Here is a 7,817-nt window from a genome sequence, read left to right on the forward strand (position 1 = left end):
GGGAAAAATGGGAAGCTAATAATCGGGGCGATGATGCGGAAGCTGGCGCAGGTGGCGTATGGCGTCCTGAAATCAGGACGCCCTTTCGATGCCACTCAGCATATGGAAAATGCTTGCGTGGCATAACAGTATCTATAAAATTTACACCAGCCATTTCCCGGGCACGGATGTTTCAACAGTGATGCGTCAGTTCTACCGCCTGGTGCTGGAGTATTTCTACCTGAAGCACATGCTGAGCGCACATTCGTTGCAGGGGGAAGTGAATGAAGCCGTGGTGTTAAAGACGCTGGCAAGTTTGTCTGAGAAAACCATGCACTCGGCAACGCTCGATACCCGCATGAACCGCGCTATCGATATGATCAATGCCGGGGACGATCTCTCCTGCCTGCTGCTCATTGCCCAGGAGAAGCGGGCGCACTCACCGACGTGAGTACGCCGTATGGCGGTTAACGGCAGGCAATGAGGTTGCTGAGCGTTGCCTGCGCCGGTTGAATATCACCGATATTCGCCGCGACCCATTCCGAGTTGTAGTAGGTGTCCAGATAGCGTTCGCCGCTGTCACACAGCAGAGTAACGATAGACCCGCTCTGGCCGTCATTACGCATTTGCGCCGCCAGTTGCAGCGCGCCCCACATATTGGTGCCGGTTGAGGCACCTACTTTGCGGCCCAGCTGACTTTCCAGCCAGTGTGCCGTCGCCACGCTTGCGGCATCTGGCACGCGCAGCATGTTATCCACGACATCAGGAATGAATGACGGTTCGACACGCGGACGACCAATCCCTTCAATTTTGCTGCCAATCGGGCTGCGCAGAGACGCATCGCGTTGCTGCCAGTAATCCATAAATACCGAGTTCTGCGGGTCAACGACGGTCAGCTGCGTGTCATAACCCTGACAGCGAATGTAGCGACCGATGGTGGCAGAGGTGCCGCCCGTGCCCGCGCTCATCACGATATGTGCCGGAACAGGGTTAGGTTCATGCTGCATCTGGCGGAAAATGCTGTCGGCGATATTGTTGTTTCCGCGCCAGTCCGTTGCACGTTCTGCGTAGGTGAACTGATCCATATAATGACCGTTCAGTTCGCGAGCCAGCATTTCAGAGGCTTCGTAAATCTCGCAGGCGCTTTGCACGAAGTGGCAACGCCCGCCGTAAAATTCAATCTGTTCAATCTTGCGCTTCGCCGTACAGGATGGCATCACCGCGATAAACGGCAGGCCGAGCAGGCGTGCAAAATAAGCTTCAGAGACTGCCGTTGAACCGGAAGAGGCTTCAATGATCGTGGTGCCTTCTTTGATCCAGCCGTTACAAAGCCCGTATAAAAACAGCGAACGCGCCAGGCGGTGCTTCAGGCTGCCGGTCGGGTGGGTACTTTCATCTTTCAGATAGAGCTGAATGCCCGGGAAAGCGGGCAGCGCCAGACGAATCAGGTGCGTATCGGCAGAACGCTGATAGTCGGCGTTAATTTCACTGATGGCGTGTTTGACCCAGGTGCTGTTCATCGTGGTTATCCGTTTGTCATTTTGTGCCCAGAATAGCGGAAAGCACGGAAAAAATTGTTGCTATTTGGCCTTTGAAATACACTTACGGGAGAAAAAATTTCTACGAGGTGGGGTGATGATAGATAGAATTGACCGTAAGTTGCTTGCCTTGCTGCAGGAGGACTGCACCCTCTCTTTGCAGGCGTTAGCAGATGCCGTTAATCTGACCACCACACCCTGCTGGAAACGCCTGAAACGCCTCGAAGACGAAGGCATTTTGCGCGCTCGAGTGGCGCTGCTGGATGCAGAAAAACTGGGGCTTGGGCTAACGGCTTTTGTGCTCATCAAAACACAGCATCACAGCAGCGACTGGTATAGCCGGTTTGTCTCCCACGTCACACAAATGCCCGAAGTGCTTGGCTTCTGGCGCATGGCGGGCGAATACGACTACCTGCTGCGAGTACAGGTAGCGGACATGAAACGCTACGACGATTTTTACAAACGGCTGGTGAACAGCGTGCCGGGGTTATCGGATGTGACATCGAGTTTTGCGATGGAACAGATCAAATACACCACCGCGCTGCCGGTCGATTCATTCTCTGGGTAATTCTGCGTGCGATTATTTGCTCAACTCAGTTGGTACTTCCGTCGGGAATGGCGTCGCTATCTCGGTGCGGTCCTGCTGCTTATCATTATTGCCATCCTGCAACTGATCCCGCCGCGAGTGGTGGGCTATGTGGTGGATGGCGTGACACAACAGCATTACACCGCTATGCGAGTGATGATGTGGGTAGCGACACTGGCGCTGATTGCGGTGGTGGTTTATCTGCTGCGCTATGTCTGGCGCGTGCTGCTGTTTGGTGCGTCCTATCAACTGGCGGTTGAACTGCGTGAAGACTATTACCGCCAGCTCAGCCGTCAGCATCCGGAGTTTTATTTGCGTCACCGCACCGGGGATCTCATCGCCCGAGCCACCAACGACGTTGACCGCGTGGTCTTTGCCGCCGGGGAAGGCGTGCTGACGCTGGTGGATTCGCTGGTGATGGGCCTCGCGGTACTGATCGTGATGTCCACGCAAATCAGCTGGGAGCTGACGCTGCTGGCGCTGGTCCCGATGCCCATCATGGCGATCGTGATTAAACGCAACGGCGACACGTTGCACAACCGTTTTAAACTGGCGCAGGCGGCGTTTTCCGGCCTTAACGACAGAACTCAGGAAAGCCTGACCAGCATCCGCATGATCAAAGCCTTCGGTCTGGAAGACCGGCAATCGGCGCAGTTTGCGGCAGAAGCGGCCGATACCGGGGCGAAAAACATGCGCGTGGCGCGCGTAGATGCTCGCTTTGACCCGACTATTTACATCGCCATCGGCATGGCAAACCTGCTGGCTATTGCGGGCGGCAGCTGGATGGTGGTGCATGGCAGCCTGACGTTGGGCCAGCTCACCAGCTTTATGATGTATCTGGGGCTGATGATTTGGCCGATGCTGGCACTGGCGTGGATGTTCAATATTGTTGAACGCGGTAGCGCGGCGTACAGCCGAATCCGCGACATGCTGGCAGAAGCGCCAGTGGTGACGGACGGCACAGAAACGCTGAAACCGGAGCGCGGCACGCTGGCTGTGGATATTCATGAATTCCAGTATCCGCAAACCGATAAAACCACGCTGAGTAACGTCAGTTTCAGCTTGTCGCCAGGCCAGATGCTGGGCATCTGTGGCCCCACGGGCGCGGGTAAAACGACGATACTTTCCTTGATTCAGCGCCACTTCGACGTGAAGCAGGGCGATATTCGCTTCCAGGATCTCCCCTTGACCGCGCTGCAACTGGACAGCTGGCGCAGCCGCCTGGCGGTCGTCAATCAGACGCCGTTCCTGTTCTCCGACACGGTGGGCAGCAACATTGCTCTGGGTAAACCTGGGGCAACGCAGGAGGAAATTGAACATGTGGCGCGGCTTGCCAGCGTGCATGAAGATATTCTCCGCCTGCCGCAAGGCTACGACACCGAGGTTGGCGAGCGCGGCGTGATGCTTTCCGGCGGGCAGAAACAGCGTATTTCCATCGCGCGTGCGTTGCTGCTGGATGCGGAGATCCTGATCCTCGACGACGCGCTCTCGGCGGTTGACGGGCGCACAGAGCATCAGATCCTGCATAACCTGCGTCAGTGGGGCGAGGGACGCACGGTCATTATCAGCGCACACCGTCTGTCAGCGCTGACCGAAGCGAGCGAAATCATCGTCATGCAGCATGGACATATCGCCCAGCGTGGCGAGCATGAACAACTGGCGATCCAGTCAGGCTGGTATCGCGACATGTACCGTTATCAGCAGCTTGAGGCGGCACTCAACGATGCCCCGGACGAGCAAGAGGAGGCCGCCAATGCGTAGTTTTGGACAGCTGTGGCCAACCCTGAAACGCCTGCTGGCGTATGGCTCACCGTGGCGTAAACCGCTCGGCATCGGCATGGTGATTATGTGGATAGCGGCGGCAGCAGAAGTCACCGGCCCGCTGCTGATAAGCTACTTCATCGATAACATGGTGGCGAAAAGCTATCTGCCGCTGGGCATTGTGGCGGGGCTTGCGGCGGCCTATGTCGGCCTGCAACTGCTGGCGGCTTCGCTGCACTATGTTCAATCGCTGCTGTTTAACCGGGCGGCGGTGGGCGTGGTTCAGCAACTGCGTACTGATGTGATGGACGCCGCGCTGCGCCAGCCGTTGAGCGAGTTTGATGTGCAGCCTGTCGGGCAGTTGATCTCGCGCGTGACCAACGACACCGAAGTTATCCGCGATCTCTACGTCACCGTCGTTTCCACAGTATTGCGCAGTGCGGCGCTTATCAGCGCGATGCTGGTGGCGATGTTCAGCCTCGACTGGCGTATGGCGCTGGTGGCGATTGCTATCTTCCCGGCGGTGATTGTGGTGATGGTTATCTATCAGCGTTACAGCACGCCGATTGTGCGCCGCGTTCGTGCCTATCTGGCGGATATCAACGACGGCTTTAACGAAGTCATTAACGGCATGAGCGTTATTCAGCAGTTCCGCCAGCAGGCTCGTTTTGGTGAGCGCATGGGGGAGGCGAGCCGTTCGCACTATATTGCCCGCATGCAGACGCTGCGGCTGGACGGTTTTCTGCTGCGCCCGCTGCTGAGCCTGTTTTCCTCGCTGATCCTCTGTGGCCTGCTGATGCTGTTTGGCCTGACGACCAAAGGCACGATTGAAGTGGGCGTGCTTTATGCGTTTATCAGTTATCTCGGCCGTCTCAACGAGCCGTTGATTGAACTCACTACGCAACAGTCAATGCTGCAACAGGCTGTGGTGGCGGGTGAACGTGTCTTCGAGCTGATGGACAAGCCGCGCCAGAATTATGGCGACGATCAGCAGCCGCTGCGCAGCGGTTCGATTGACGTTGATAACGTCTCTTTCGCCTATCGCGGCGATCGGCTGGTGCTCCAGGACATCAACCTGAACGTGCCTTCGCGCAACTTTGTGGCGCTGGTTGGGCATACCGGCAGTGGGAAAAGTACGCTGGCCAGTTTGTTGATGGGCTACTACCCGCTCAGCAAAGGGGAAATCCGTCTTGATGGTCGTCCGCTTTCCTCGCTCAGCCATAGCGTGCTCCGTCAGGGGGTGGCGATGGTCCAGCAGGACCCGGTCGTGCTGGCTGATACCTTCTTTGCCAACGTGACGCTGGGGCGAGACATCAGCGAAGCGCAGGTGTGGCAAGCGCTGGAAACCGTACAGCTGGCGGAACTGGCTCGTGGCTTAACTGACGGCATTTATACCCGTCTGGGCGAGCAGGGCAACACCCTCTCCGTAGGGCAGAAACAGCTGCTGGCGCTGGCTCGTGTGCTGGTGGATACGCCACAAATCCTAATCCTCGACGAAGCTACGGCTAATATCGATTCCGGCACGGAACAAGCCATTCAGCAGGCGCTGGCGGCGGTGCGTGAACGCACAACGCTGGTGGTGATCGCACATCGTCTTTCGACCATTGTGGAAGCGGATACCATCATGGTGCTGCATCGCGGGCAGGCGGTTGAACGCGGTACTCACCAGCAACTGCTTGAAGCTAAAGGCCGCTACTGGCAGATGTACCAGCTGCAGCTGGCCGGGGAAGAGCTGGCGGCCAGCATCGAAGAAGAGACGCTTATCGCCTGATGCACCAATATCAGGCAATCTGATAACACCAGCGCGAGCTGGTGCAAAAGTGAAACGCACCGTGCACTATGCTGGTGCGTTTTTGTTTCTGATCTTGTGCCCGCAGTGCTCGCCCATCCGCTTTCCGACTCATTCACCCGCTTAAATTGCCCCGACGCTTCAGCGAATATCCCATTTTTGATTTCTGGCACGCCGCTTGCTTTACCTCATACGTGTTAGCCGCAGCCATTACCGAATTCTGACTGGAGGGGATCTATGAAGCTGGTTACCGTGGTAATCAAACCATTCAAACTCGAAGACGTGCGTGAAGCGCTGTCTTCCATTGGTATTCAGGGGCTGACCGTTACCGAAGTGAAAGGCTTCGGTCGTCAGAAGGGCCATGCCGAGCTGTACCGCGGTGCCGAATATAGCGTCAACTTCCTGCCGAAGGTGAAAATCGATGTTGCTATTGCCGATGACCAGCTTGATGAGGTTATCGATGTGATCAGCAAAGCGGCCTACACCGGCAAAATTGGCGACGGCAAAATCTTCGTCGCCGAGCTGCAGCGCGTGATTCGTATTCGTACCGGCGAAGCCGACGAAGCGGCACTGTAATTCTCAGACCACACAGTGATAGGGATCGAGAAAATGAATAAAGTACTGAAATTTGCCCTTGGTGTACTGGCTCTGCTGCCGGGTCTGGCGATGGCGGCTCCCGCCGTTGCTGATAAAGCGGATAACGCTTTTATGATGATCAGCACCGCGCTGGTGCTGTTTATGAGTATCCCTGGGATTGCGCTGTTTTACGGCGGCCTGATCCGCGGTAAAAACGTGCTCTCCATGCTGACTCAGGTCACGGTGTCTTTTGCACTGGTTTGCGTTCTGTGGGTGGTCTACGGCTATACCCTGGCGTTTGGGACCGGCGGGAGCTTCTTTGGCAGCTTCGACTGGGTGATGCTGAAAGGCATTGAGCTCAAAGCGCTGATGGGCACCTTCTATCAGTACATCCACGTTGCGTTCCAGGGCTCGTTTGCCTGTATCACCGTAGGCCTGATTGTCGGTTCTCTGGCTGAGCGTATCCGCTTCTCTGCGGTGCTGATTTTCGTGGCGGTGTGGATGACCTTCTCCTATGTGCCCATCGCGCACATGGTCTGGGGCGGCGGTCTGCTGGCAACGCACGGCGCGCTGGATTTTGCGGGCGGTACCGTCGTGCATATCAACGCCGCAGTGGCAGGGCTGGTTGGTGCATACCTGATTGGCAAACGCGCGGGCTTTGGCAAAGAAGCCTTCAAGCCGCATAACCTGCCAATGGTCTTCACCGGTACCGCTATCCTGTATGTCGGCTGGTTTGGTTTCAACGCAGGGTCTGCAAGCTCAGCCAACGAAATTGCGGCGCTGGCGTTCGTGAATACCGTCGTGGCAACCGCGGCAGCGATTCTGGCCTGGGTCTTCGGTGAGTGGGCCGTTCGCGGTAAACCTTCTCTGCTGGGGGCCTGTTCTGGCGCAATCGCCGGTCTGGTTGCGGTCACTCCAGCCTGTGGCTATATCGGTGTGGGCGGTTCGCTGATTGTCGGCATCGCGGCGGGTCTGGCTGGCCTGTGGGGTGTGACTGCGCTGAAACGCTGGCTGCGTGTAGATGACCCTTGCGATGTGTTCGGTGTTCACGGCGTATGTGGGATTGTGGGTTGTATCCTGACCGGTATCTTTGCCGCGACGTCACTGGGCGGCGTGGGTTATGCCGAAGGCGTCACCATGGGTCACCAGGTTCTGGTGCAGCTGGAAAGTGTCGCCATCACTATCGTCTGGTCCGCTGTGGTGGCGTTTATCGGCTATAAACTGGCTGATCTGACCGTGGGGCTGCGTGTTCCTGAAGAGCAGGAGCGCGAAGGTCTGGACGTCAACAGTCACGGCGAGAATGCTTATAACGCCTAGGTAAACAGCAAGGCCTTCTCTCACGAGAAGGCCTTTAGTGTTTTCTCCCTCTCCCTGTGGGAGAGGGCCGGGGTGAGGGCACCAGACGGCTCAACCTCTACGTTATCTCCTTAGCGACAAAAGCCTCCGATTTGGATAACACCGATCGGTTAAGCAGAATGATCGGTTGAACGATCCGGCGGGTAGACGACAATAGCCTCATCAATTTTCTGATGGGGCTTTTTTATGCTTTCTTCCTGGCTCGACGATACCCAAACCTGGGCCGAACCCG

At 56.8% G+C, this 7,817-nt stretch carries 7 protein-coding genes and 1 pseudogene; 7 read left to right on the forward strand and 1 reads right to left on the reverse strand.

Features of this window, described 5'->3' with window-relative positions:
* Window positions 1–126, forward strand: a pseudogene (locus ACRCWW_RS06065) (IS110 family transposase); the annotation flags it as partial.
* Complete coding sequence (locus tag ACRCWW_RS06070; protein ID WP_438681604.1) at window positions 110–430, forward strand: hypothetical protein; 321 nt, start codon at window positions 110–112, stop codon at window positions 428–430. The pseudogene ACRCWW_RS06065 and the gene ACRCWW_RS06070, both read left to right, overlap by 17 nt.
* A gap of 16 nt (window positions 431–446) precedes the next feature.
* Here the strand turns inward: ACRCWW_RS06070 and ACRCWW_RS06075 are convergent, their stop codons facing one another.
* Window positions 447–1,499 carry a PLP-dependent cysteine synthase family protein gene (locus ACRCWW_RS06075; protein ID WP_438681605.1) on the reverse strand — a complete coding sequence of 351 codons (1,053 nt, stop codon included), beginning with the start codon at window positions 1,497–1,499 and terminating at the stop codon, window positions 447–449.
* A gap of 115 nt (window positions 1,500–1,614) precedes the next feature.
* Between ACRCWW_RS06075 and ACRCWW_RS06080 the strand changes: the two genes are divergently transcribed.
* From ACRCWW_RS06080 to amtB, 5 genes are all read left to right on the forward strand, one after another.
* A complete protein-coding gene (locus ACRCWW_RS06080; RefSeq protein WP_438681606.1) occupies window positions 1,615–2,085 on the forward strand; it encodes an Lrp/AsnC family transcriptional regulator in 471 nt (156 codons plus the stop codon).
* A 6-nt stretch (window positions 2,086–2,091) separates the two neighbouring features.
* Window positions 2,092–3,864, forward strand: coding sequence for a SmdA family multidrug ABC transporter permease/ATP-binding protein (locus ACRCWW_RS06085; protein WP_438681607.1), 1,773 nt, complete (start codon window positions 2,092–2,094; stop codon window positions 3,862–3,864).
* Window positions 3,857–5,635, forward strand: a complete 1,779-nt coding sequence (locus tag ACRCWW_RS06090) for a SmdB family multidrug efflux ABC transporter permease/ATP-binding protein (RefSeq protein ID WP_438681608.1) — start codon at window positions 3,857–3,859, stop codon at window positions 5,633–5,635. The genes ACRCWW_RS06085 and ACRCWW_RS06090 overlap by 8 nt, the downstream gene beginning before the upstream one ends.
* 255 nt (window positions 5,636–5,890) lie before the next feature.
* Complete coding sequence (gene glnK, locus ACRCWW_RS06095; protein ID WP_002891893.1) at window positions 5,891–6,229, forward strand: P-II family nitrogen regulator; 339 nt, start codon at window positions 5,891–5,893, stop codon at window positions 6,227–6,229.
* 33 nt (window positions 6,230–6,262) lie between these two features.
* A complete protein-coding gene (gene amtB, locus ACRCWW_RS06100) occupies window positions 6,263–7,546 on the forward strand; it encodes an ammonium transporter AmtB (protein ID WP_438681609.1) in 1,284 nt (427 codons plus the stop codon).
* Window positions 7,547–7,817 lie beyond the last annotated feature (271 nt).

Origin of the sequence: Scandinavium sp. (assembly GCF_051650185.1) — a bacterium.
Lineage (GTDB): Bacteria > Pseudomonadota > Gammaproteobacteria > Enterobacterales > Enterobacteriaceae > Scandinavium.